This is a genomic window from Aeromonas sp. FDAARGOS 1414, from assembly GCF_019047065.1.
GTDB classification, from domain to species: domain Bacteria; phylum Pseudomonadota; class Gammaproteobacteria; order Enterobacterales; family Aeromonadaceae; genus Aeromonas; species Aeromonas veronii_A.
Genome location: NZ_CP077210.1, coordinates 790,802 through 813,056, shown reverse-complemented (window position 1 = coordinate 813,056; position 22,255 = coordinate 790,802). Strand labels below are relative to the sequence as shown.

Below are 22,255 nucleotides of genomic sequence, written 5' to 3'. Positions count from 1 at the left end.
GTGATCCATGCCAGCCATGGATTTGACAAGACCTTTGACGGGCCAGTGCCAATACCGGGGACGGATGGCGCAGGCTTGTCTTTGGTTTATAACAATTCCGTCCCCCGGTCATTTTTATGGAAGCCTTGTTAACCTCAACCCTCAGCGTTGCCATTGCCGAAATCGGTGATAAAACCCAGCTGTTGGCGTTGCTGCTCATCTGCCGTTTTCGCAAGCCCTGGCCCATCATTGCCGGCATGCTGGCGGCTACCTTGCTCAACCATGCGGGCGCTGCCTGGATTGGTGAGTTCATCAGCCGCTGGCTCGATCCCAAGATAATGACCTGGCTGGTCGCCATCGCCTTTATCGCCATGGCTATCTGGATTTTGGTGCCGGACAAGATGGATGACGAGGAGAGCCCGCTGGATAAATACGGCCCCTTTATGGCCACCTTCGTGCTCTTCTTTATTGCCGAGATCGGTGACAAGACCCAGATCGCCACCGTATTGCTGGCCGCCAAATATGACTCGCTGGTACAGGTCATTACCGGGACCACCCTCGGCATGATGCTGGCCAACGTGCCTGTGGTGCTGATCGGCAAGCTGGGGGCAGACAAGCTGCCGCTCAAGGGGATCCGCATCGCCTGCGCCATCCTCTTCGTCGGCCTTGGGGTGAGCACTCTGATCTTTGCCTGATCGCCTTTTCCGCTGCTCAAGCCCTCCCCTGTGGAGGGCTTTTTGTTTACTGCTGTGTCTATTGCGTAACCCGCTGTCGCAACCACCATCCGCAGAGCCAAGGGGCAGTGCACGGTTGCGGGTGCCTCATGCCATAATGGGGCAAACCTCGCGGAGTCCCCCATGCACAACGTATCAAGAGAGACGCTTCTCGAATGGGTCAAACAGGGACGGCTGGCGCCAGAGAAGCTGGTGGACGCCCTGACCCTCGCCGATCTTCCCCCTCATCCGGCGCGCTGGCAGTGGCTGTTTGACCGGCTGTTGCTCTGGCTCGGTGCCCTCTGCATCGGGGCTGGCCTTATTTTCTTCGTCGCCTTCAACTGGCAAGAGCTGGGCCGGGTCTCCCGCCTCGCCCTGCTGGAGGTGCCGCTGCTCGCCATGCTGCTTCTGCTGTGGCGCAAACCGCTGGGGGATACCCCCCGTCAGGCGCTGCTGCTCGCCATCGCCCTCAATATCGGCGCCCTGCTGGCGCTGGTGGGTCAGACCTACCAGACTGGCGCCGATCCCTGGCAGCTGTTCGCCACCTGGGCGCTGATGCTGGTGCCGCTGGCGGCATTTGGCCAAAGCCCCCTGCTCTGGACCTTGAGCTGGCTGCTCGGCCAGCTGGCGCTGGTGCTCTACTGGCGGCTCGGTTTGTTCACGTTATTCTTTACCTTCGATGAAGAGGGATTGAGCTGGTGCCTTACCCTGCTCAACGCTGTCCTCTGGGCTCTGCTTCTGCTGGCACCGGCCCGCTGGCGCCTGATGCCAAGCTGGCTGGCGGGCCTTGCTGCCGGTCTGGGGGCCACCCTGCTCACCCTGCTGGCGCTGTTTGATGTCGCCTCCCCGCTGGTGTGGCCGCTCTGGCTTGGCTGGCTCGCTGCGGCCTATGCCCTGTGGCACCACAGATTTATCGCCGGACTCGCCATGGGGTGCCTCAGCCTGATTGCCGTCATCCTCGCGGCGCTGGGCAAGTGGATGGAGCCCGACATCAACGGCTTCTTGCTGCTGAGCCTGATTGCCATCGGCCTTTCTGTCACCGCCGCCCGCTGGCTGCAACAACAACGGAGGTCTCATGAGTGATCTGACCCTTTGGCAAGCACTGCAACAGGCCAATCTGGTGGAAGGGGATCAGCCCAGTGATACCCAGCCCCACTGGTCGAGCCGCTTTATGCTGGGGCTGGTGGGGTGGATTGCCGCCCTGTTCCTGCTCTTTTTCCTGTTTCTCACCTTCGAACAGCTGACCCGCGAGGCCAACAGCGCCCTGCTGCTGGGGGCCGTGCTGCTGGCGGGGGCCTACGCCCTCAATCGCAGCCAAAGCGGCGATCTCTGGGATCAGTTCGTGCTGGCCCTCACCCTGGCGGCCGATGCCTGGCTGCTCTATGGCCTGCTCGATCAGCTTGATCTCCATCATGCCCTGCTCTGGTTTGGGTTGTGCCTGCTGTCCCTTGCCATCGCCGTGCTGTTCGATCACTGGCTGGTGCGGCTGTTTCACAGCGTGGCGGCGGCCCTGCTGCTCACCCTTGGCCTCGCTTGCATCGGGCTGCAACTGCTGGCGCTGCCGCTGGTGATGGCGGCCATCACCTTCTGCTGGCTGCGGGCAGATAGGGATCCAGAGCGCCACCAGCTCTACCACTCCATCACGCTGGGGCTGGCCCTCTCCCTGCTGGTGCTGGGCCGTCTGCACCATCCGCTGTGGGATGGCGGCAGCAGCGTGCTGGACGAACTGGGGCTGTCCCGCCTGCCGCTCTGGCTCAATCCCCTGCTCTGCGCCGCCCTGCTGCTGGCGGTGATGGTGAAGCTCAAGCTCCCTCTGCTGTTTGGCCTGCCGCTGGTGCTGATCAGCGCCGTTATCCCCGGCATGGGGGCAGGCGCACTGGTGCTGATCCTCGGGTTTTATGCCGGCAGTCTGGGGCTGATGACCCTCTCGGCCCTGCTGCTGCTCGGCTATGGCTCGCTCTATTACTACGATCTGGGGCTCACCCTGATGACCAAATCCTGGCTGCTGCTTGGCTCCGGCATCCTGCTGCTGGGGGCCCGCCAGCTGCTCACCACCTTCGCGGCAAGGAGCGATTCATGAAACCTGTGACCCGACAGCTCGCCCTGTTGCTGAGCGGCCTCGCCATCCTAGCGGGCATCAATGCCACCGTCTGGCGCTATGAGTACGCCATGAGCAGCGGCGAAGTGGTGCTGCTGCGGCTCGCTCCGGTCGATCCCCGCTCTCTGATGCAGGGGGATTACATGCGGCTCAACTATGAAATTGCCCGCGAGCTGACCAGCCGCGACGCCCGTGCGACTCAAGACAAGGGCAGCGACACCCTGGTGATCCGCCTCGATGCCCATCAGGTAGCCACTCTGGTGGTCGATGGCAAACCGGATCGGCTCGCCAGCGATGAGCGGCTATTGCAGGTACACCAGAGCGAGCGGCAGTGGCAGATCGGCCCCGATGCCTACTTCTTTGAAGAGGGCACGGGGGAGCAGTACGAAACGGCCCGCTACGGCGAGTTCCGGCTGCAAGCCGATGGCAAGACCCTGCTGGTGGGGCTGCGGGATGAGGCCTACCAGCCCATCGGGCAGACCCGCGCCCGCTGGTAACGGCCGTGAGTGGCTATTTACTCTGTTCATGGTCACACTCAAGGGAAGGTTGATCGCTAAGGATGTTCCCAATGAGGATATGGCTGATCTGTCATCTGTTGCTGCTCTGCTGGGCCTCGACGGCCCGGGCTGATCTGGGCAAGCTCGAGTACCTCACCGAAGAGTACCCCCCCTACAACTACAGCGATCCGCAAGGCCAGCCCACCGGGCTTGCGGTCGATCTGCTGCAGATGATCTGGCAACACAGCGGCGTGACGCCCCAGCCGGTGCGCATCCTGCCCTGGGCGCGAGGTTATTACTTGCTAACCCAGAAGCCCAACGTGGTGCTCTTCTCCACCGCCCGCACCCAGGCGCGGGAGGATCTCTTCAAGTGGGTCTGCCCCATCGGCTACTCGGAATACATACTGCTGGGCCGCAAAGCGCGGAACATCACCCTGACCGCCTTCGATCAGATGAGCCAATACAAGATCAGCGCGGTGCGCTCGGATGCAGCCGAACAGCTGCTGCTCAACAACGGCATGGATGACAACAACATCATCCCGGCCAACCGCCTGTCGCAGGGGTTGAAGATGCTGCTCTCCGGCCGCGCCGACCTGCTCGCCACCAGCAAGCTGGCGGGATATGACGCCATCCGCGAACTGAAGCTGAGCAGCGACGACTTCAACGTGGCCATGGTGCTGAGCGCCGAGCAGCTCTGCTACGCCTTCAGCCGTCAGGTGCCTGACAGCGAGATCACCCTCTTTCAGCAGGGCCTGACCCGCGCCCTCGCCTCGGAGGAGTTTCGCAAATTGCAGGCCAAATACCTGCCGGTGCGCTGACTCTCGGCTGCGGCTGGGATGGTCCCTCAGTCGCACTATGGTTGCCCTCAAGGAGCTGGCTATTGCGAACTCGAGCCGTCACACTGTTTGGCATTGTCGATATAGTGAAGGATCTCTTCCATGCGGAAATGGCATCTCTCCCACATCCTACTCCTTCTGTGGGCCAGCTTTGCCCGTGCAGATCTGGACAAGCTCGAATACTGCACCGAAATCTCCCCGCCTTTTAACTTCAGTGACGCAGAGGGTCAGCCCACCGGCCTTGCCGTCGAACTGCTGCAGATGATCTGGCAATATAGTGACCTTTCCCCCCAACCAATACGCATTCTGCCGTGGGCCCGCGGCTACAAAGAACTAAGCAGCAAGCACAATGTGGTGCTGTTTGCCACCGCACGGACACCCGAACGGGAAGCGCTTTTCAAGTGGGCCTGCCCCATCGACAACTCGGACTTTGTGCTTCTTGGCCGCGCAGCTGACAAGCTGACCCTTGTCTCTGCCGAACAAATGAAACAATACAAGATTGCGGTGGTGCGCTCGACCGTATCGAGTCAGCTGTTGCAGGAGCGGGGTCTGGATGAAAGCAACCTTGTCGAGGCAAACCGTCTCAGCCAGGCGGCCAAAATGCTCGCCTCGGGCCGTACCCATCTCTTTGCTACCAACAAGCTGGTCGGCTATCAAACCCTCAAGGACCTCAACATGGATCTGAATGACTTCAATGTGGCCTTTGTGCTCGACAGCAAGCCACTCTGCTATGCCTTTAGCCGTCAGGTGCCAGACAGGGATATAAGCCGCTTTCAACAAGCTCTGGATCGTGCCCGGGCCTCCCCTCAATTTTCGCAACTGCAAGCCAAATACCTGCCACTGCGCCAGTCTCTCTGACCCTCGCAACACAGCACAACATGCCGGCGGCCTCCTGCACTTTTTGCCAAACTGCAAACCCGCCTTGGCGAAATCATCCGGCTTGGTCACAATTGAGCATAGGTATTCCCTTGAGCAGGATAGAGAAATGAAACCATGGATCGGGTTGGCCACACTGCTTGTTACCTCCTTTGCCAACGCCAGCCCCGAGCTGGCCAAGCTTCACTACATTACCGAAGAGTACAAACCCTACAACTACGCCGATGCAAGTGGCGCCCCCACCGGCCTCGCGGTCGAACTGCTGCAACTGGTATGGAAAAAGACCAATACCCCAGCGCAGCCCATCACCATCATGCCTTGGGCGCGCGGTTACTACCTGCTGACCCAAAAGCCCAATGCGGTACTCTTCTCCACCGCCCGCACCCAGGCGCGGGATCCTCTGTTCAAATGGGCCTGTCCCATTGGTTACGCCGAAATCGTGCTGGTAGGGTTGGCCGAGCGCAATATCACCATCACCAAGCTCGATGATGCCAAAGCATTCAATATCGGGGCGGTACGGGCTGATGTGGGAGAACAGTTGCTACTCAACAACGGCTTTGACGAGACCAAGCTGATGGCAGCCAATCGGCTGGCACAAGCGCTGAAGATGCTCACCTCAGGTCGGATCGATCTGGTCTCCACCAACAAAACCACCATGGAACAGCTGATCGTGGAGCAAAAACTCGACCCCGCCCGCTTCAAGGAGCAGTGGGTACTTAGCTCGGAGCAGTTCTGCTTCGCCTTCAGCCATCCGGTAAGCGACGAACTGGTCAAAGAGTTCCAGACCGGCTTGACCCAGGTGCTGGCGAGTAGTGAATACCCGCTGCTGCACAGCAAATACTTCCCTGCCCCCGCCGCCAAATAGCGGCGCAGCGAAAAGCGCCAACAACAAGGGGCCCGCTGCGGGCCCCTTCGCTTTTTACCATTTGCTCTCACCTGGCCACGTACCAGCACAGCAGCAGCCACCTTGTGAAGGGCGATAAGCTGTTCGATATCGAGCCCCACGACGGCGCCATTCACACCCGCCACTTGTCGCCCACCATCACCCGATCGGCCCGTTCGGCGCCACACAAGATCAGCGGCCTAACGTCGCAGTGCCGCCATGCAACCCAGCTGCTGGGAAGATCTGAAATATAGAAAATCAATTAGATAGCAACATGCCTCGCGGCATCCAGGCATCAATTGCTATCCGCATTCGGGTGTCTGTGCCGGGCATGAAAAAGGGGAGCCAGGCTCCCCTTGTGGCACTTGCGGCGTTAGAACTTGTAGAGCCAGGAGATAGCGGTGAAGTAACCGTTATAGTTCTGGTTAACATGACCCATGCTGTACTCCTCACCGGTGTAGAGGTAGTCCACATCGTGGTAGAACTCGTAGCGCATATCCCAGCGCAGTGACTGCTTCTCGTCGAGCTGATAGAGGGCATAGCCTTCCAGACGGTGTTGCTTGCTGGTCAGGTCGGGGTAGTCATAACCCTTGCTGGCATCTGTCTGGCCACGGCCATAGGAGAAGCTGTAATCCACCCCCAGTTCCAGCGCCAAATCAAACGCCTTCTTCTGGCTTAGACCCACTCCCAGAGTAGTGATTTGGTCACGAACCCGGGTCGAATAGGGATCCCAGTCCGGGGCACCGGTGTAAGCATGGTTCTGGCTTGAGGTGATCCACTGTACATTGCTGAATAGATGGCCACTGAGATTCTCATCAAACTGCTGGTTAAGGGTCAGATCGATACCATAGTCTTCCCCTTCACTGAGTCCGATGTCAGGCTCCGGATAGTTTGCCCGTGCCCACCACCCTTCCAGCGAGGAGCTTAACTGCTCGCTGAAGGCATACTGCAGATCGCCACGCAGCTCGAACCTGTCACGATTGGCCAGATAGAACTGACGCAAGGTCGGGCTGACATTGGTATTGTTATTCTTCCACTCAGAGCCATCCCGGGTGCTCCAGGAGAGTTTCCCCCCCAGTTGCAGATCACCCACCGGGCGATAGCGACTCTTGAGGAACAATGTCTGCTCATCCGTCTTGCGACGATCCGCGTACTCCCGTTCATCGGCACGATACTGGTAACCCCCGGTTACCTTGACCGATCGACTAAGGCGGTAATCCGCTTCCAGATTGGCTTTACTGTGAGAACGATCCCCCGGCTGCCGTTGTTTGCCAATAACAACCTGCTTGTCCGAGTTGTCCTGCCGATCCCGGTATTCGCCCCCGGCACGCAGAGTCAAATCCCGGCCAAAACGCCCCACCCATTTGGCATTGGTCTGGATGGTATCGATCTCGCCATGGAAATCGCTCTGGGTGATCGGCACCTGCCGGAAGGCGGCTAGATTGCCATCCGACGTTGCTCGACTGCTGAGAATGCGACCGCTCAGACTCTGCCGGTTCCAGTTGTACTGGCCGGATAAACTGACCTGATGGAAGCTGTTGTCGGGTTCGTAAGCCCGCTCATTGGCATAGGGGTCGCTGGCCGAACCGAAAAAGAATGCGGTCTCCTCGTTGCGATAGAGTGAGCCGTTGTAGGCCAGATCAACCAGCCAGCCTTCACCCAGGTAGCTGATGCCACTCTTGACCAGGGTGGTACTGCTGCCATCGACCAGCTTGGGTACAAAGCCCGGCATGCTGCCTATCCCCGGGATGCTGGACTGATAAGTGGCCAGCGTTGCCTCTTTTTTCTCATAAGAGAAATCGGCATAAGGGCGCCATGGGCTCTTGGGGGTATAGGCAAGCCCCATAGTCAGCTTCTTGCGGACCACCTCCTTGTCAAATTCGGCCAGCGCACCAGCCGCCATAGGCGCATCGTCAGAGCGATAGACACTCTTGCCATGGCTGTTCCAGTAAAAGGGGGTTTCGGAGTAGCCAATTTTGGCGCGCGCGCCATCATAGAACCCTTGCTCCAGTGACATGCTGAAACGGCGCATTCCAAGATCCCTGGCCTCGAGTGCGCCATAACGGGATCCCTCTCCCCGATACTGCAGGTCAGCGTTAAAGATCCCCAGCATGCCGGTATCGTTGGCGGCGGGCACCCAGTTGCGAAAACGGGTCGCGCCATCATCGTTGATGTAGCCTGTCCCCAGCCCCACCTCACCAAACCAGCCACTCTCGCTTTCACAGGATGCGCAGCGCCAGCGCGCGGTTTTGGCCTCCCTGGCCGATTGCAGGGAGTAATCCTCGACAGCCAGCGGCTCCTCGGTGGCATGGGCCGAGAAGATGGTCAGCAAGGAGAGCCAAAGTGTTGAATGTTTCATGACTTCTCTCCTCAACGTCGCAGGGACTGCCCATTCGGATGGTTGGTCCCGTGGATCTGGTTATGACAGTTCAGGCAACTGCCGCCGCGCACCTTGAGATCCCCCTCGGGGATGGACACGTTGGCATGGGGGACGCTGTGACACTCCTGACACAACTGGGGCACGCGCTTGTTGAGCAGCGCCTGATTGATGGAACCGTGGGGGCTGTGGCATAGAGAGCAATCCTCGGTCACCGGTTCGTGCTCCCACAGGAAGGGGCCCCGCTTCTCGGCATGGCACTCGTAACAGCTCTCGTTGACGGTTGGCTGTTTCAGGCTGGCCTCATTTTGTGACTGATGCGGGTTGTGGCAGCTGGAGCAGGGCATTTCGCCATTCAGGATGGGATGACTGGTGCGCTTGTGCAGATCCGATTTCTCTGCGGCATGGCAGCTGGTGCAGGCCTCGACCTGTTTCTTGCTGTCCATCACCGGATCCTTGGCCTGGTGCAATGTGTGGCAGCTGGTACAGGAGAGATCCTCGACCGCATGAACACTGGCATGCCAGCCCATCCGGTTGGTATCGGTATGACAGGAGAGACAGACACTGTTCTGCTTCTCGACCGGCACAGGTGAATCGGGACCAAAGGTGATCATCGGCTCCCGTTTCTCTCCTTTGCGAGGATTGCGCGTGTGGTTGCCTGCCGGACCATGACAAGCTTCACACTGCCGGTCGGCCATGGGGCCATTCTGGTTGCCCAGATTGCCGTGCACACTGTGGAATATGCCGGTCGCGGGTTTGCGTGAATCTGAATCGTGGCACTTGAGGCAGGTATCAGCTCCCTTCGGGGAGTATTTTCCCTGGTCAAATTTCTTGTCCAGAGCCGATTCAATCTGGAGTCGCGGATCTGCATCGCCAGCGGGTTGCGCGGCATCGCTCTTGGCCCAGGCTGACAGGCAGCTCAGGGCCAGCATGCCAGCCAATAACCACTGCGTGATGGTCTTTTTCATCTTGTTTCCTTCAACGGCGAAGGGCCAGGGGTTACCCCCTGACCGCAGGATTTCATCAACGGAAGTCGTAGACCTTGTGAACCTTGTCGACACCCTGCTCCTGCCCGACGGCATGGCAAGAGGCACACTGTTCAACACCGGTTGCGGCTTCGATCGTCTCTGCACCAAAGACGGCGCCGTTATTCTTCATGTGGGTAGCCCACTCATCCCCTGCCACCGGGCTATCCGGCTTGACCAACCCCAGCGGTGATTTGAGGTGGCAGCTGGAGCAGACCACCAGCACCGGGCTGAAGTATTTGGGCTGTTTGTTGTCAGCCGTGGTGGCGACCAGAGAGGGGCGCGCGTTCTGCTGGTTGGGCAGGTTGTATTGCCCCTGGGTATGACAGGACTCGCAGTTGCTGATATCGCCCGGGAAGGTAGCACTTCCCCCATGTTTGGCGCCCAGCGCGTGGAAGGAGTGGACGTGATATTTCAGGTCCCCCGGCACCCCCGCATAGAACGAGGTACGGGTCGCGTTGTGGCAACTGGTGCACTGGCTCATATCCTTGGCCGCATGATTGCTCATGTGGACTGCCAGCTCCTTGTGGCAACTGTTGCAGGAAGCGAGATCGGCTCCGGCCTTGAGCAGATAGCTACTGTCGATGCCCCCTTCGGCACGGAAGTAGGCGTTGACCGGATTGATGGCGATCAGGGAGAGTGCGCTGGCAGTGCTGCTGCAAGGCAGCAGATCCCCTGCGGCAAACGCCCCGTTGCGATCGGCTTTACGCGCCACACAGACTCTCAGATCGGCGATGGTCGCGGCCAGGGTGCCATTGACCTCGTTGCCTGTCTCTTTGCTGCACAGGAAGCGACCTGTGCCCTGGCTGACACACTTGCTGAACTCGATCTTGTTGCCAGTGGCGAAAGTCTGCGGGTTGGTGGTGGCCAGCTCGAATCCCTGGCCCTGATCCCAATTGACCAGAATGGCCGGATTGCCATCTTTGACATATTTCAGCACGTCATTAACGCTCTCGGCCGGCGTACCGTCGACGGTGACGGTCAGTTCGATCTCGATATTGGGAGCGGCATAGCGAACGTCATCGAACGTGAACTGCAGCTTGTCGCGTCCAATCGCCTCGTTGGCCATGTAACCCAGGTGGACCATGTAGGGGGACTTGCTGCTGGCCGGATCAGCGCCATGGCACTGGGTGCAGACTGCGCCACTGTTTATCTTGCCAGTGATGTGAGCATCAAAACCTGTGGAGCTGGTTGAATCGGCATGACAGGCACCACACGCTTTTTCCTGGGCATGTTGCCAGTTACCGGCATTGAGGGTGGCTGGCGTGGCGTCCTTGTGACAGGTATCGCAGTTGCGCGAGTCTTGCGGGAAGTGGCTGACCGTCTTGGTATCCGTACTATCCAGATTGCCATGGTACTTGTGCACTATGGTCGTCAGAGAGCGGCGGGTAGCAATGGCCGGATTGCTCTCGTTGTGACAGGTGACACAGAGTTTGGGGTCAGCGCGATCCGCGTGTTTGATCGCTTGCTTCATGTGACAACTGTTACAACTGCTCTGATCCACGATATCCCGGGTCAAAGCGGCGCGCGTCCCAGCCGGCACCCAGTCCAGCACATAGTTGGTGACGGGGACATTGTTACTGCCACCAAAAAAGATACCCACACGATGAGTCGCCGTTTCATCCCAACTAATCACGCCATTGTTGCTCTGTGAATCAGCAGGATAGGGATCCGACACTGTGGTGGGGTTAATAGCAAAGGTGTAGCGATATTGCCCATTGCCCAGTGACTCCAGCTTGCCGCTGTTTTCACTGGTGGCTTTGCCGGAACGGTAGATAAAACTCTTCCAGATGGCCGGGTCTTCACGTGTGGCATCGCGGCCGGGGATCACCTTGTTGAGGGTGAATGAGGGGATCGTAGCGCCTAGGTCGTAACCCGAGCCCTGTTTGTCCGTCACGTTGAACTGTACCGAGAGCTGACCATCCGGGGTGAGAACCGGTGTCGACGCCGAGATAATCAGAGATCCAGGGGTTCCTGGAGGAGGGGTGGGTGGCTCACTCTTGTCACTGCCATCCCCCCCGCCACCACAGGCCGAGAGGGTGAGCACCATTGCAGCTGCCACCAGCGCTTTCCAGTATTTCATCTTGTTTATCCTTTTTTATCGGATTTTTTATTTCATGTATGAGCTGTCTCAGAAAAGTCCCAAAAACATGCAACATTGAAGCCTTTTGAGCCCCACCTTGGTCAAAAACCATTTCCACTCGAATTATAAGGTTTATGTGGCTCTCGACGTTGACAGAAGTCTCAAAAGCGGGACTAAGCCCACTTTTTCGAATAAAAAAACGGTATAAGCTGTCTTTTGCGATTTTTATGTCAAGAGGAGTGCAAAATGAAGCGAAGCATGAAATGGGAAGTGGTGGGGTTATCTCTGTTGATTGGTTCAATTGGGCCAGCCTTTGCCGGGGTCGACGAGATGGCCAAAACATGTAACGCATGTCACGGTAATCAGGGGATCAGCTCACATACAGATATTCCGACAATCGCCGGAATAGCAGAATCTAATCTTGCGGAGCAGATGCGAAGCTACCTAGATGGCCGCCCTGCTAAGACCGTTAATCATGTCACCGGTGACACCAGCAAACAGGGAAACATGACCGACATTGTTAAGGGTCTTAGCGACGATCAGATCGACGAATTGGCAGCTTACTATGCCGAACTGCCCTACCAGCCGATGAAGCAGCCGTTCGATGCCGCACTGGCCAAAGCAGGACAAAAACTGCATGAGGAGTCTGGTTGCAAGAAGTGTCACTCCGAAGGTGGCTCCGTTGCCGACGATGAAGCCTCCATCCTCTCCGGTCAGCCAAAAGGTTACATACTGATGGCCCTGCAAGAGTTCAAGGCCGGCAAGCGCAGCAATGACGAGAAGATGAATAACGCCATCATTGCCATGAGTGATGCCGATCTCCAGGCGTTGGCCGAGTACTACGCCAGCCAGCAATAACCAAAGCGGTCAGGTTTATCCATTGATCAAGCCCCCACTCTGTCGTGGGTGGGGGACTCTTGCCCGTTTCTGGCATTTTGGGAGGTATTTGTCGCTCTTTTTCTTGTCAGGGGGTGGATAACGCCGCTGAACCTCTTTGATCCGGAGTCCAGTATGAAAAAAATAATGCAGTGGGCCTTGCTTGCCACGATCTGTCTGGGTGCAAGCGAGTTTGCCCTCGCAGTGACCGCCGTCGAACCAGCGTCTGCTGCCGTCAGCACTGTGGCCGATAGCAGTGCCGCCGATGCACTGGCCGCACGCCAGGCCAAAGCCGCGAAGAAGGCCGCAGCCGAGAAAAAAGCGGCCGCCCGTTTCGCCAAGTGTGACAAGTGCCACGACGGAAACGAGGGGATGCATGGCAAGCATGCCAGCGTCACCAACCCCAATACCAATGAAGCGGTGACCTGTACCAACTGTCACGGCAACCCGTCAGCCCAGCACCGCAAACAGCGTGGCGGCATTGTCGACGTGATGCGCTTTGGCGACGATGCCTTCCCGCTCAGCCAGCAAAACGGCGTCTGCATGAGCTGCCATGAGCCCGATGATCTGCGCAAGGCGCTGTGGGCTCACGACGTGCATGCGACTCGCGTGACCTGCACCAGCTGCCATCAGTTGCACCCGGCCAAAGAGCCCATGGTCGGCATTCCCGAGAAGGCCCGCATCAAGCTGTGCGTCGACTGCCACAGCAAGCAGCATGAGGCCAGGCAGCAAGCCGCGGCCAAGGAGGGCGCATGAGCACGACCCGTCGCGAGTTTATGGTGGGGATGAGTGCCAGCGCCTTGATCCTGATGACGGGGTCGCCCCGCGCCCTGGCCAACAGCATGACCATCGGGGGGGTGCGCTACGGCATGATCCACGATGAGACAGCCTGCATCGGTTGTACCGCCTGCATGGATGCCTGCCGGGAAGTCAATCAGGTGCCACAAGGGGTAGCCCGCCTGCAGATCCTGCGCTCCGGCCCTGTGGGTGAATATCCGGATCAGGAGTACCGGTTTTTCCGCAAGTCCTGCCAGCACTGTGATAACGCCCCCTGTGTGCATGTCTGCCCGACGGGTGCATCCCATATCCGGGCCGAGGATGGCATCGTCGACATTAACCCCGATCTCTGTGTCGGCTGCCGCTACTGTCTGGCGGCCTGCCCTTATCAGGTACGCTTTATCAACCCGGTCACCCGCATTGCCGACAAGTGCGACTTTTGCCGCAAAACCAATCTGGCCAACGGCAAGCAACCCGCCTGTGTCGAAGCCTGCCCTACCAAGGCGCTGGTGTTCGGCAATCTGGATGATCCTCACAGCCCGATCGCCAGACGGCTGGTGCATGAAACCACCTATCGCTACAAACAGTTCCTCGGCACCTCGCCCAAGATGTATCGGGTACCGAAAGGGGAGGTAAAATCATGAGTCCTCATAACCCGCATCATGACGGTATCCCTCTGCAGATGGTGAGTAGCGAAACGGGAGGTATGTACCATGTGGCATAACGCATTTCACTTCGACTCACTGGTCTGGGATGGTCCCATCGCCATCTACCTCTTTCTGCTGGGGATCTCCGCCGGTTCAGTCACCCTCTCGGTGCTGTTGCGCCAGCGCGGGGCCGGCAGCGAGAGCGGCATCATCAGGGCGACCGCCATTCTGGCCCCGCTCAGCGTGATACTGGGGCTGCTGATCCTCATCTTCCACCTGGCGCGACCCTGGACTTTCTGGAAGCTGATGTTCCACTATCAGTTCGATTCCGTGATGTCGATGGGGGTCATGCTGTTTCAGGTCTATATGACGGTGTTGTTTGCCTGGCTGGCGGTGGTCTTCAGAGCCGAGATCGAGGGGTTGCGGCGGCACCTGCTGGCAGACAGGTTCGCCTTCATCGATACCCTGATAGGCAAGATGGCACAGCTTGAGCGACTGCTTACTCCCCTGTTGTTGTTGCTGGCCGTACTGCTGGGGGCCTATACCGGCTTCCTGCTCTCGGCGCTCAAGACCTACCCCATGCTCAACAACCCGATCCTGCCGGCGCTGTTTCTGGTATCCGGTATCAGCTCGGGGGTCGCCTCCACCATCTTGCTGGCGGTGACTCTGTTCAAGGAGAGCAGCCATAGCAAGGGGGTGAGCTTTGTGCACCGCTTCGAGCGTCCCATCGTGGCTATCGAGATCTTCTTGCTGGTCTGCTTCTTCACCGGCCTCTACTTCGGTGGCGGCCAGCGGGAGGCAGCGATGTGGGCGGCCATAGGCGGCGGCTTCTGGTCGCAGGTCTTCTGGTTTGGCGTGATTGGCATCGGCATCCTGCTTCCCCAACTGTTGGGGCTGTTCAGCTCGCCAGCTCGCCAGCTCCAGCGCTCCCACCTGGTGCTGGTCTGCAGCCTGAGCCTGGTGGGGATCTTGCTGCTGCGCTACTTCATCCTCTATGCCGGTCAGATGACGGTGCTGTAACATTGCTGCGTGGATGGGCCAGAGATGTGTCTAGTCCTTACACAGGCTTACACATTTTCGGCTCGTTCTTCTCCACGCAGACTCCCCAACCTTCTCGGCATCCACTATGGGGCCAAAGGCTGGATAAACAACAAGCGCCCTGCCGGGCGCTTGTTGTGGTTATCGTGATGACCGGATTCAGGGTGTTGGGCAGGCGCTTGGCGAGCCGCTGTTGCGGGGCCAGAGGGTGGATCCGTCGCTTTCAGAGAGCGGCAGGAATGTGACGCCTTCGCTCATGTTGGCTGGGGGCAGGTCATCCTCCAGCACATACATCCCCATCGGCAGGCTGCCATAACGCTGGTTGGCCTGCACCTGAGCGACCGCGAGGCTGGAGTAACGCAGGCCAAGCAGATCGAAGTGATTGCGCCAGTCCCAGCCGGTGAGCCGACTGAGTGCAACCAGCATAAAGTCATTGCCCGGTATGTCGCGCACCCGTTTGCCGCCATAGACCGCATGCCCCGAGTAGGGGAACAGGCTAAAGCCGAGCCTATCCTTGTTGGCATTCCACTGCGCTTCACTGTCGGCTACCGCGCCGAAGATCCGTGAATGCTGATAGAGCAGGGTGAAGAGAGTGAAGCCATCGTTCAGCCGGGTGCCATCAGTCAGGAGCATACGGTGGGCGCGTAATGCCATCTGGATATAAAACGCCATGCGATAGCCGTTGTGGACGGCGTAGGCATTGCTCTTCCAGGGGGCTTCGTAGCGACTCTCGCCGGTATCGAGCACCTTGCAGTTGGCCCCGAGCACGACGCGGTTGCCACTCCTGTCCCGTACCTGCGCCGCATCAGACATGAACACATAGAAGAGATCCTTGTGATTCATGTGTCCATCCTTGATGGGCGCCGTGTTGCCATCTCTCAGATAATGGGCGCGCCACTTCACCACATAAGGGAAGATGTTGTTGGAGTTTTCCCCCGCCCGGCTGCCGTAGCCACTCCAGTTGTCGGCATCGTCTGCCGCAGCGTACTGCACGTTCAACCGGTTGGTCTGTAGGTTGTGGCCCAGTTCGTGATTGTCGAGCCAGCCGGTCGGGCTGATGCTGCCGGAAGAGTCCCACGGGTTGCCACTGCAACCGCTGCCGCAATGGGCATTCTGGTCATAGTTGGCATGCTGGATGATGGTGCGGGTATGGAGCGATTCATCGAGACACCCCTCCCCCAACAGTGCCACGCAGGCGTTTTTAACATCCGCAGGCAGCGACTCATCGAGCCCCTTGCCCTGAATTTTCAGGCCCGCCAGGGTGTAGACACCATTGATGTGATCCCGGGCGATGCTGTCGAGCAGGGCATTGGTGTCGGGGATGACGCCACCAACCGCCTTGGTGAAGCGATCCCGGCGCAGATGCTGTTCGGCGCCATCGGCCCGCAGATCGATATGGGGCAGCTCGGTTTGTTCCAGCCGCTCGTTGAACTCTCGTATCTGCTGCTCATCACTGAAATCCATGATGGCCGGATGACGGGTGACGCCCGTGGCGCTCACCTGGACGGCCAGCGATGCAGCCGCCCCTTCCAGATAGAGGTAGATAGGGCCGCCATAGGGCGAGGTGAAGGTGACACTGCCCCCCTTGGCCAAGATCAGCCGCCCGGTGGCCAGCTCCAGCGGGGCTCGATAGATCTTCTGCTCATAGGCGCGATTGGTATTGGGCCTGTGGTAGTTGAGTCGGACGGTAGCGGACACATCGGCGTTATCGGTGCGTCTCAGGGTGATGGTTTGTCCCGGCAGGGCATACCAGCCGGTGGTGGTCCACTGCCCGCTGTAGGGAACCGCAATGCGCCGACTGTCGGTGAGCGTTGCGGGATAGGCGTAGTGAGCCGCTTGTCCCTTCACCACCTTGTTGCGATCGGTGACGTACTCCCCCAGATCGGGCTGGGCCGGGGTACGGGTGCGGGCATAGCTCACCAGCCAGTCGGCAAACATCGCCTGCTGCCAGGATTGATGCTCATCCCAGGCAATCGGGTAGTCGATGGCGGCACGGTATTTGTCGGCCAGCAGCAGGGTGGCGGGCAACAGTGTCACGCCGTCACGGGCAAAGGGACTGATCCCGGCCTTGTCGAGGGTGATGGCCCCATTTCTCAGCCAGTCGGCACCCAGCTTGAACTGCTGGTTGAAGCTCTCCGAGCCACCGCAATTGATAAAGTTGCCGCCGCAGCTATCGAGCCACTGGGTCGTGAAGTTGCGATCCTGAAGGTTGCCAAGCAGGGTATCGACCGCCATCAGCTGGGCGTCGGGTGCCATGATGGTGTTCACTGCCAGATCGCTGGCTCTGAGTTTTGACCAGTAGTTGCCCCAGGTGACCAGCCCCATATCGAGATAGAGGGGGCTTAGCAGCGGGCTGGCATCGCGCCGATAGTTGGAGAGCAGCAGCGGGATCCCGGCCGCTTTGGCCTTGGCGATCCCCTGTGCGATCCCCTGATACCCCAGCCCCTGGCGGTCGATATCGCTGATCACGATAAGCTCCGGCGCCATGGTGTCGATACAGTCGCTCAGCGCCTGATAATCGCAGGTATTGGCCGGGTTGATGCTGTGCTTGTCGGGATAGATCGCCTTGAGCCAGTCCCGCACGCCTTCGTTGTGGGGAAAATAGACGCTATCGGCGCGGCTTGGCATCTGGGTGGTAATGATGCGCAGGCCATCGCTATCCTTGCCCCGGGTCAGCCAGCCAATCAGCCCCTTGAGCAGCGCCTCGCTCTGCGCTGTGCGGTCAACGGAAAACAGGTTCGCCCCCATGGCAGCCTGACGGTAATCGGCTTGCTCGGAGACCATCACCAGCCCCCGGATCTCGCTCTCCCCCTTGCCATTGATGTTGGAGGGGAGCAGGGTCACCGTGCTCTCAGGCTGGAAGCTGGAAAAGGTGATGGAGTCGTGGCTCGGGTTCCAGCTGATCTGTGCCATCCCCTGATAGAGGCTGCGAACCAGCTCGGTGCGGTGCGTCTCACTGTCAGCAATCGCCGCGCGGGCATGGGCGATCAGGGATTGCTCGCTGGCAAGGGTATGATCTTCCCGGGTAATGGCATTGGCGGCATCGCTGATAAAGCTGGCCGAGATTTGGCAATCACCACGCATGGGGCCTGTGGTGTAGGTGTTACCCGTCAGGGTGCCTTCACACCCTGTGATGTTTGCCAACACGAAGCCACTCTCGGGCTGCACGGTGAAACGCCCCTGTTCACCCGCATTCAGGCGCAGGTAGTCGGGACTGACCGCGCCTCCCAGAGAAGCTTGGGTGGTGGCGTTGAAATAGACGGCTGCACTCTCCTGCGTGAAGCTGGCCGAGATCTGGCAATCGCTGCGCATGGGGCCAGTGGTATAGGTGAGGCCGTCCAGGGTGCCATCACAGCCGCTTATCTCGGTCAGGAGGTAACCGCTGTCAGCCTGTACCGAGAAGCGCCCCTGTTCACCCGCCGCCAACCGCAGGCTGGTGGGGTTCAACTGTCCGCCCGCGCTGCTCTGGCTGGATGCCTCGAAATAGTTGGGGGTGACAGGGGGGCGGATAGGGGTCTCTTCCTGTTCGCCATCACCGCCGCCACAGCCTGTGATCAACAGCGCCAGTAAGGGGGTGAGAACCGTCTTTTTCATTGTTTGATACGTTCCTTGTGTTACGACGGGTGGGAGGAGTCGGTAGTCTAATGAGCGGTTTCGTTTATTTCAACGCTGATTGAATGGTTAATTATCTTTATTTTCAGCATGTTGGATGTGTTTTTTGGCCGGCGTTTGCCGTATTTGGTGTTGCTGGCGCAGCAGAACCGATAGGGATGGGGCGAGCACCCCATCAGCACAGGCCATACCAGCCTGAGCTCACCGTAATGAGTCGCTTCACCGGGTTAACAGGGGATGCCGGGCCGCAGGTTTTGCCTGCAACCCTCGCAGGGGGATGTCAGACGGATGGGTGAGCGGCGGGGCCGATCATTGCCAGCGCCCGCATTTCCAGCCGCTGCTCGCCGGGGCGGCAGACCAGCACCGAGCCTTGCTCGAACCAGTCTCCCAGCACGATGCGGCGGGCATGCTGGCCGTCCAGGGTGAAGTCGTGGATGGCGGGTCTGTGGGTGTGGCCGTGGATCATCATCCGGCAGTCGTGGGCGCGCAGGGTGTCGTCCACCGCCGCGGGCGTCACATCCATGATGATCTGGCTCTTGTGGGCATTCTCCATCTGGCTTTGGCCGCGCATCTTGCTGGCGATGGCCTGACGGCGGGCAAGCGGCAGTCGCAAAAAGAGCCAGCGCAGCCATTTGAGCTGGGTGATACGACGAAACTTCTGATACCCCAGATCCAGGGTGCAGAGCAGATCGCCGTGGCTCAGCACCACCCGCTCCCCATAGAGGTCGATCACGCAGGGGTCCCCCAGCAGGGTCATCCCCGCGCGCTTGGCAAACTGCTGGCCCAGCAGAAAGTCACGGTTGCCGTGGATAAAGTAGATGGGCACGTTCTGCTGGCTCAGGGCCAAAAAGGCATCGGCCATCTGTTGATGGAGCGGATTGGGGTCATCATCGCCAATCCAGAATTCGAAGAGATCCCCCAGCACATAGAGGGCATCGGCGCCGGGGGCGTCGTGCTCGAGAAAGCGCACCAGTGCCGCGGTCATATCGGGCCGCTGGGCAGAGAGGTGAATGTCACTGATAAAGAGGGTGCTCATGATGTGGGGATCGGGCTCTCGGTCGAAACAGGGCAAACAGGGGTGGCAGAGATAGTAGACACAACAGGGGACGGATCGTGTGCTGCGGGCGCCATCGCGCTAGTTGAGGTATGGATATCGTCACGGGATGGCGGCTGCCATGACAGCTCGGCCAGATTGCATCCCTCCAGCGTCAGCAGCGCTTCATAAGGATCGCCCTCCAGCCCCAGCAACCGGCACATGGCCGCCTCCCCTTTTAGTCCCTCTTCAAGGCGCAGACGTAGCACGTCACGGTAGAAGGCATCACCAAAACGCTCTAGCAGGGCCGCCATCAAGGTGAGGTGGCGCCAGCCGTTCTGCATCTCGATGGGAGCTGGGGTGACATAGAGCTCCAGTAGCCAGCAGGCATCGCTCTTGTAGCAATCGCTATCGATACTCTTCTGCTCGAGGCAGGAAAAGGTGCGCTCCAGCAGCCAGACATTGTCGCCTTTGTCGCTCGCCTGCCAGCCTTGCTCTGCAAAAGTAGCGGCAAACTCGGCGGGATCTGGATGCTGGCAGAGGATATCGAGATCGCTGCCCGGCCGATCCAGGCCGATGGCGAGCGTGCTCACCAGTGCCATATCGGCGCACTGCGCGGCCAGCTCATCCCACACACCGGCGGTGAGCAGGGCATGGGCCGAGCGCTGGCGCGGGTTGCCGTGGGCCAGATAGTCGAGGCGGCGCCAGTTTGGGCTGGCAGTGGAGGAGGCAGATGGAAAAACTGCGGCCGGGGCCGCAGTTTTGTCAGTGCCGAGTCGGCAGAGATCAGTCAGCAAGGGTCACCTTGGTGATCACCACGTCTTCTACCGGCACGTCCTGGTGGATGCGGCCGTAGTTACCGGTCTTGACGCCCTTGATCTTGTTGACCACGTCCATACCGGCAGTCACTTCACCGAATACGCAGTAGCCGAAACCCTGGGTGGTAGCGGATTTGAAGTCGAGGAAGTCGTTGTTGTTCACGTTGATGAAGAACTGGGCGCTGGCAGAGTGCGGCTCCATGGTGCGGGCCATGGCGATGGTGCCGATCTTGTTGGAGAGACCGTTGGCCGCTTCGTTCTTGATGGGAGCGCGAGTGTCTTTCTCTTCAAAGCCCGGGGCATAGCCGCCGCCCTGGATCATGAAGCCGTCGATGACGCGGTGGAAAATGGTGTTGTCGTAGTGACCGTCACGGCAGTATTGCAGGAAGTTGGCCACGGTTTCCGGGGCTTTTTCAGCGTTCAGGGTGAGGGTGATGTCGCCGTGATTGGTGTGCAGAGTGACCATGATATGTCCTTTCATTTGATGCGGACGACGAAGTGCCCGCAGGTGTATGGCATAAAGTGGTGGCAATTCTAGCCCATCAGGGGCTGGCGGCATAGTCTCTCTGGCGCCGTAACCGTGCTGGCAGGCGGGATTGGCCACGTTTTCTGCCTCGTTTTCTGCCCCTGAACGGGGTATTATGACCAACCATTTTACTCACAGGCAGTGGTTAGAAGATGCTGAAGATATACAACACACTCACTCGTCAAAAAGAAGAATTCAAACCTATCCACCCGGGCAAGGTGGGCATGTATGTGTGTGGTGTCACCATCTACGATCACTGTCATATCGGCCACGGCCGCACCTTCGTCGCCTTTGATGTGGTCGCTCGCTACCTGCGTTACGCCGGTTATGACCTCACCTACGTGCGCAACATCACCGACGTGGATGACAAGATCATCAAGCGTGCCGCTGAAACCCGCGTCACCTGCGACGAGCTGACCGAGCGTCTGATTGGCGACATGCACGCCGACTTCGACGCCCTCGGCATGGTGCGCCCGGATATCGAACCGCGTGCCACCCAGCACATCGAAGAGATCATCGAGCTGGTGCAATCCCTGCTGGATAAAGAGCACGCCTATGTGGCCGATAACGGCGACGTGATGTTTATCGTCGAATCCTACGCCGACTACGGCAAGCTCTCCGGTCAGGATCTGGAGCAACTGCAAGCCGGTGCCCGCGTTGACGTGGTCGATGCCAAGCGCAACCCGCTCGACTTCGTGCTGTGGAAGATGTCCAAACCGGGCGAGCCGACTTGGGAAAGCCCCTGGGGTCCGGGCCGTCCTGGCTGGCACATCGAGTGCTCCGCCATGAACTCCAAGCACCTTGGCAACCACTTCGACATCCACGGCGGCGGCTCCGATCTGCAGTTCCCGCACCACGAGAACGAGATCGCCCAGTCCTGCTGCGCCCACGGTGGCGACTACGTCAACACCTGGATGCACAGCGGCATGGTGATGGTGGATAAAGAGAAGATGTCCAAATCCCTTGGCAACTTCTTCACCATCCGCGATGTGCTGGCCCACTACGACGCCGAAACCGTCCGTTACTTCCTGATGTCTGGCCACTACCGCAGCCAGCTCAACTACTCGGAAGATAACCTCAAGCAAGCCCGCGCCGCGCTGGAGCGCATGTACACCGCTCTGCGCGATCTGCCGGTAGCCGCTGCTGCCGGTGGTGACGAGCAGGTGGCTCGCTTCGTTGATGCGATGGACGACGACTTCAACACCCCGGAAGCCTACTCCGCCCTGTTCGATCTGGTGCGCGAGATCAACCGCCAGAAGGGCGAGGACATGGCCGTTGCCGCCGCGCTGGGCGCCCGTCTGCGCGAGCTGGGCGCCGTGCTCGGCATCCTGCAGCAAGACCCTGAGGCTTTCTTGAAGGGTGATGAAGCGGACGAAGAGGTTGCCGAGATCGAGCGCCTGATCGCCGAGCGCAATCAGGCCCGTGCCGACAAGAACTGGGCTGCGGCGGATGCCGCCCGCAACCGTCTCACCGAGATGGGCATAGTGCTGGAAGACAGCGCCGGCAAGACCAGCTGGCGCCGTGCCTAAGGGCCGCCGGTTGACGACCTGACGCAGAGCGC

At 59.4% G+C, this 22,255-nt stretch carries 19 protein-coding genes; 12 read left to right on the top strand and 7 right to left on the bottom strand.

What is annotated here, in order from left to right; translation table 11 throughout:
* Positions 1–116 precede the first annotated feature (116 nt).
* The 7 genes from I6L44_RS03675 to I6L44_RS03645 all read left to right on the top strand — a co-directional run bounded on the left by I6L44_RS03675 (position 117) and on the right by I6L44_RS03645 (position 5,864).
* Positions 117–674 (top strand): TMEM165/GDT1 family protein, encoded by a 558-nt coding sequence (locus tag I6L44_RS03675; protein ID WP_005346773.1) that lies wholly within the window; start codon positions 117–119, stop codon positions 672–674.
* A 162-nt stretch (positions 675–836) separates the two neighbouring features.
* Complete coding sequence (locus tag I6L44_RS03670; protein WP_216953326.1) at positions 837–1,775, top strand: DUF2157 domain-containing protein; 939 nt, start codon at positions 837–839, stop codon at positions 1,773–1,775.
* Positions 1,768–2,772, top strand: coding sequence for a DUF4401 domain-containing protein (locus I6L44_RS03665; RefSeq protein ID WP_216953325.1), 1,005 nt, complete (start codon positions 1,768–1,770; stop codon positions 2,770–2,772). The genes I6L44_RS03670 and I6L44_RS03665 overlap by 8 nt, the downstream gene beginning before the upstream one ends.
* The gene (locus I6L44_RS03660) at positions 2,769–3,287 is read left to right on the top strand and encodes a GDYXXLXY domain-containing protein (protein WP_216953324.1); all 519 of its coding nucleotides are present in this window, start codon (positions 2,769–2,771) and stop codon (positions 3,285–3,287) included. The genes I6L44_RS03665 and I6L44_RS03660 overlap by 4 nt, the downstream gene beginning before the upstream one ends.
* Before the next feature lie 71 nt (positions 3,288–3,358).
* The gene (locus tag I6L44_RS03655) at positions 3,359–4,105 is read left to right on the top strand and encodes an ABC transporter substrate-binding protein (RefSeq protein ID WP_216953323.1); all 747 of its coding nucleotides are present in this window, start codon (positions 3,359–3,361) and stop codon (positions 4,103–4,105) included.
* 120 nt (positions 4,106–4,225) lie between these two features.
* Entirely contained in the window at positions 4,226–4,981 is a 756-nt protein-coding gene (locus I6L44_RS03650; RefSeq protein WP_216953322.1) for an ABC transporter substrate-binding protein, read from the top strand.
* A gap of 127 nt (positions 4,982–5,108) precedes the next feature.
* A complete protein-coding gene (locus I6L44_RS03645) occupies positions 5,109–5,864 on the top strand; it encodes an ABC transporter substrate-binding protein (protein ID WP_216953321.1) in 756 nt (251 codons plus the stop codon).
* 391 nt (positions 5,865–6,255) lie between these two features.
* Here the strand turns inward: I6L44_RS03645 and I6L44_RS03640 are convergent, their stop codons facing one another.
* From I6L44_RS03640 to I6L44_RS03630, 3 genes are read right to left on the bottom strand one after another with little or no spacing between them, the layout of a single operon-like run.
* Entirely contained in the window at positions 6,256–8,241 is a 1,986-nt protein-coding gene (locus I6L44_RS03640; protein WP_216953320.1) for an MtrB/PioB family decaheme-associated outer membrane protein, read from the bottom strand.
* 11 nt (positions 8,242–8,252) lie between these two features.
* Positions 8,253–9,227: a DmsE family decaheme c-type cytochrome gene (locus I6L44_RS03635; protein WP_216953319.1), complete on the bottom strand. Its 975-nt coding sequence runs from the start codon at positions 9,225–9,227 to the stop codon at positions 8,253–8,255.
* 55 nt (positions 9,228–9,282) lie between these two features.
* Positions 9,283–11,367: an OmcA/MtrC family decaheme c-type cytochrome gene (locus I6L44_RS03630; protein WP_216953318.1), complete on the bottom strand. Its 2,085-nt coding sequence runs from the start codon at positions 11,365–11,367 to the stop codon at positions 9,283–9,285.
* Positions 11,368–11,613: 246 nt separating this feature from the next.
* On the opposite strand from I6L44_RS03630, the gene I6L44_RS03625 reads away from it, so the two are divergent.
* The 4 genes from I6L44_RS03625 to nrfD all read left to right on the top strand — a co-directional run bounded on the left by I6L44_RS03625 (position 11,614) and on the right by nrfD (position 14,687).
* Positions 11,614–12,225 (top strand): c-type cytochrome, encoded by a 612-nt coding sequence (locus I6L44_RS03625; RefSeq protein ID WP_216953317.1) that lies wholly within the window; start codon positions 11,614–11,616, stop codon positions 12,223–12,225.
* A gap of 153 nt (positions 12,226–12,378) precedes the next feature.
* Positions 12,379–12,999, top strand: a complete 621-nt coding sequence (nrfB, locus tag I6L44_RS03620; protein ID WP_216953316.1) for a cytochrome c nitrite reductase pentaheme subunit — start codon at positions 12,379–12,381, stop codon at positions 12,997–12,999.
* Positions 12,996–13,664, top strand: coding sequence for a 4Fe-4S dicluster domain-containing protein (locus tag I6L44_RS03615; protein WP_216953315.1), 669 nt, complete (start codon positions 12,996–12,998; stop codon positions 13,662–13,664). The genes nrfB and I6L44_RS03615 overlap by 4 nt, the downstream gene beginning before the upstream one ends.
* 69 nt (positions 13,665–13,733) lie before the next feature.
* Entirely contained in the window at positions 13,734–14,687 is a 954-nt protein-coding gene (gene nrfD, locus I6L44_RS03610; RefSeq protein WP_216953314.1) for a cytochrome c nitrite reductase subunit NrfD, read from the top strand.
* 177 nt (positions 14,688–14,864) lie between these two features.
* On the opposite strand, the gene I6L44_RS03605 is transcribed toward nrfD, so the two are convergent.
* The 4 genes from I6L44_RS03605 to I6L44_RS03590 form a co-directional block, all read right to left on the bottom strand.
* Positions 14,865–18,299 carry an ImpA family metalloprotease gene (locus tag I6L44_RS03605; protein ID WP_216953313.1) on the bottom strand — a complete coding sequence of 1,145 codons (3,435 nt, stop codon included), beginning with the start codon at positions 18,297–18,299 and terminating at the stop codon, positions 14,865–14,867.
* A gap of 298 nt (positions 18,300–18,597) precedes the next feature.
* On the bottom strand, positions 18,598–19,353 hold the full coding sequence (gene lpxH / locus I6L44_RS03600; RefSeq protein WP_216953312.1) for a UDP-2,3-diacylglucosamine diphosphatase: 756 nt from the start codon (positions 19,351–19,353) through the stop codon (positions 18,598–18,600).
* Positions 19,350–20,147 carry a DUF4269 domain-containing protein gene (locus I6L44_RS03595; protein WP_216953311.1) on the bottom strand — a complete coding sequence of 266 codons (798 nt, stop codon included), beginning with the start codon at positions 20,145–20,147 and terminating at the stop codon, positions 19,350–19,352. The genes lpxH and I6L44_RS03595 overlap by 4 nt, the downstream gene beginning before the upstream one ends.
* A complete protein-coding gene (locus I6L44_RS03590; protein WP_005337417.1) occupies positions 20,137–20,634 on the bottom strand; it encodes a peptidylprolyl isomerase in 498 nt (165 codons plus the stop codon). The genes I6L44_RS03595 and I6L44_RS03590 overlap by 11 nt, the downstream gene beginning before the upstream one ends.
* Positions 20,635–20,846: 212 nt before the next feature.
* Between I6L44_RS03590 and cysS the strand changes: the two genes are divergently transcribed.
* A complete protein-coding gene (gene cysS, locus I6L44_RS03585; RefSeq protein WP_216953310.1) occupies positions 20,847–22,223 on the top strand; it encodes a cysteine--tRNA ligase in 1,377 nt (458 codons plus the stop codon).
* Positions 22,224–22,255 lie beyond the last annotated feature (32 nt).

Bases quoted from the DNA above. Each gene is read 5' to 3' on its own strand.
- I6L44_RS03675 (WP_005346773.1), top strand. From the start codon at position 117: ATGGAAGCCTTGTTAACCTCAACCCTCAGCGTTGCCATTGCCGAAATC.
- I6L44_RS03670 (WP_216953326.1), top strand. From the start codon at position 837: ATGCACAACGTATCAAGAGAGACGCTTCTCGAATGGGTCAAACAGGGA.
- I6L44_RS03665 (WP_216953325.1), top strand. From the start codon at position 1,768: ATGAGTGATCTGACCCTTTGGCAAGCACTGCAACAGGCCAATCTGGTG.
- I6L44_RS03660 (WP_216953324.1), top strand. From the start codon at position 2,769: ATGAAACCTGTGACCCGACAGCTCGCCCTGTTGCTGAGCGGCCTCGCC.
- I6L44_RS03655 (WP_216953323.1), top strand. From the start codon at position 3,359: ATGAGGATATGGCTGATCTGTCATCTGTTGCTGCTCTGCTGGGCCTCG.
- I6L44_RS03650 (WP_216953322.1), top strand. From the start codon at position 4,226: ATGCGGAAATGGCATCTCTCCCACATCCTACTCCTTCTGTGGGCCAGC.
- I6L44_RS03645 (WP_216953321.1), top strand. From the start codon at position 5,109: ATGAAACCATGGATCGGGTTGGCCACACTGCTTGTTACCTCCTTTGCC.
- I6L44_RS03640 (WP_216953320.1), bottom strand. From the start codon at position 8,241: ATGAAACATTCAACACTTTGGCTCTCCTTGCTGACCATCTTCTCGGCC.
- I6L44_RS03635 (WP_216953319.1), bottom strand. From the start codon at position 9,227: ATGAAAAAGACCATCACGCAGTGGTTATTGGCTGGCATGCTGGCCCTG.
- I6L44_RS03630 (WP_216953318.1), bottom strand. From the start codon at position 11,367: ATGAAATACTGGAAAGCGCTGGTGGCAGCTGCAATGGTGCTCACCCTC.
- I6L44_RS03625 (WP_216953317.1), top strand. From the start codon at position 11,614: ATGAAGCGAAGCATGAAATGGGAAGTGGTGGGGTTATCTCTGTTGATT.
- nrfB (WP_216953316.1), top strand. From the start codon at position 12,379: ATGAAAAAAATAATGCAGTGGGCCTTGCTTGCCACGATCTGTCTGGGT.
- I6L44_RS03615 (WP_216953315.1), top strand. From the start codon at position 12,996: ATGAGCACGACCCGTCGCGAGTTTATGGTGGGGATGAGTGCCAGCGCC.
- nrfD (WP_216953314.1), top strand. From the start codon at position 13,734: ATGTGGCATAACGCATTTCACTTCGACTCACTGGTCTGGGATGGTCCC.
- I6L44_RS03605 (WP_216953313.1), bottom strand. From the start codon at position 18,299: ATGAAAAAGACGGTTCTCACCCCCTTACTGGCGCTGTTGATCACAGGC.
- lpxH (WP_216953312.1), bottom strand. From the start codon at position 19,353: ATGAGCACCCTCTTTATCAGTGACATTCACCTCTCTGCCCAGCGGCCC.
- I6L44_RS03590 (WP_005337417.1), bottom strand. From the start codon at position 20,634: ATGGTCACTCTGCACACCAATCACGGCGACATCACCCTCACCCTGAAC.
- cysS (WP_216953310.1), top strand. From the start codon at position 20,847: ATGCTGAAGATATACAACACACTCACTCGTCAAAAAGAAGAATTCAAA.